This window comes from Chthonomonas sp. (assembly GCF_035294165.1).
In the GTDB taxonomy this organism is placed as follows: Bacteria; Armatimonadota; Chthonomonadetes; order Chthonomonadales; family Chthonomonadaceae; genus Chthonomonas.
In genome coordinates this window covers 1-1,278 of sequence record NZ_DATGLN010000116.1, presented here as the reverse complement: position 1 = coordinate 1,278, position 1,278 = coordinate 1, and the positions used below count along the sequence as shown (strand labels likewise).

At 59.2% G+C, this 1,278-nt stretch carries 2 protein-coding genes; both read right to left on the bottom strand.

Annotated elements, in window-relative coordinates; all coding sequences use genetic code 11:
* Window positions 1-608 (bottom strand): hypothetical protein (locus tag VKV29_RS05915; RefSeq protein ID WP_324200383.1); only part of this gene is annotated, 608 nt, incomplete at its 3' end.
* A 408-nt stretch (window positions 609-1,016) separates the two neighbouring features.
* Window positions 1,017-1,278: hypothetical protein (locus tag VKV29_RS05910; RefSeq protein ID WP_324200382.1), on the bottom strand; the 262-nt coding region annotated here is incomplete at its 5' end.

The following is a 1,278-nucleotide window of genomic DNA, read 5'->3' as shown; positions in this document are numbered from 1 at the left end:
GCATCACCGCCGCTGTTGTCTCCCCCAGCGGGTGGTTTGCCAGTGCCAGCATCACCGCCGCTATTGCCTCCCTCACCGGGTGCAGAGGTGGTGGAAGTCTCTGGAGACAGGTTGGCTTTCCCACCGGGTGCAGAGGTGGTGGAAGTCTCTGGGGACTGGTCGGCTTCCCCACCGGGTGCAGAGGTGGTGGAAGTCTCTGGGGGCTGGTCGGCTTGCTCGCCGGGTGTGGTCTCTGCGCCGGCTTGCTCGCCGGGTGTCGTAGGGGAGGGCTGCTCCGGGGCGGCCCCTTGCGGGGACTGATTACTGCTGCTGAAATCGTTCTGGTCTGCATCCTTCTCTAGGGCTGCTCCAAGCGCGCCTGCTGCGGCGGTCTCTGCCTCCGTTTCTCCTGGTTTTCCGGGTTTCTGCTCCCCTGTTCCGTCACTTTTCTCTGCCCCCGCCTTTTGAGTTTTGTCTTCATTTGCTGTTGGCCCGCCTCTTCTTACTTTGAGGTCGTCAGGGGAGCGAGTATCACCAGTACCTTTTTGCTCTATGTGGGGCAGTATGCCTTCGGAAGGCGCTTGTTCCTTTTTTTGCAGTATGTTGGGATCTATGCCTTCGGAAGGCACCTGTTCCTTTCCTCTTTGCAGTATGTGGGGCAGTATGCCTTCGGAAGGCCCTTGCTTGTTTCCTCCCCGATCAGAGCTAGCGGGGTTACTCTGCCTACCTGAGCGGTGCGAGATCCATTTCTTGAAGAGGCCGCCAGGCCCATACTTAACAGGGGAGGTAGGGGTACCTGTATCAGAGAAGGAGGAATCTCCCTTACTAGGCCGTGTACCAGGCATTGTATACTCCTTGTGCTTGTGCATTGATATGATAGAGCGGCGACCAGAGCGCGCTCACGTATTGTGATTCTGGCAAGGCTTTATTGCGCGCGCTAAGCATCAGGTGCTCTCTCTAAGGAGAGCAGCGAAAAACCCTCCTGTGTAAAGATTACGCGAAGGTGCGCGGCGCAGCCAGGGGGAAGCAGGGACGGTTCAGAACTGATCCAGGATGGCGGATTTGAGGTGCGTGCCGGCTGTGACCTGCTCGTATTCGGTGAGCTTCTGCTTGTCTACGAGGTGCAGCGCCGTGCAGTAGCTAATGGCGGGCAGAGCCTCGTTCTCTTCCTCGCCGCCGAGCCAGTTTTGCGCCAGGCGCATTGTCGCCTGCGCCAGAGCCGCGTAGCGTTCCTCGTTTGTGCCCGGCGTCATGCCGGAGAGTTCGCTGTCGAGCCATTGCTGGTCCCTGGAGGAGAGC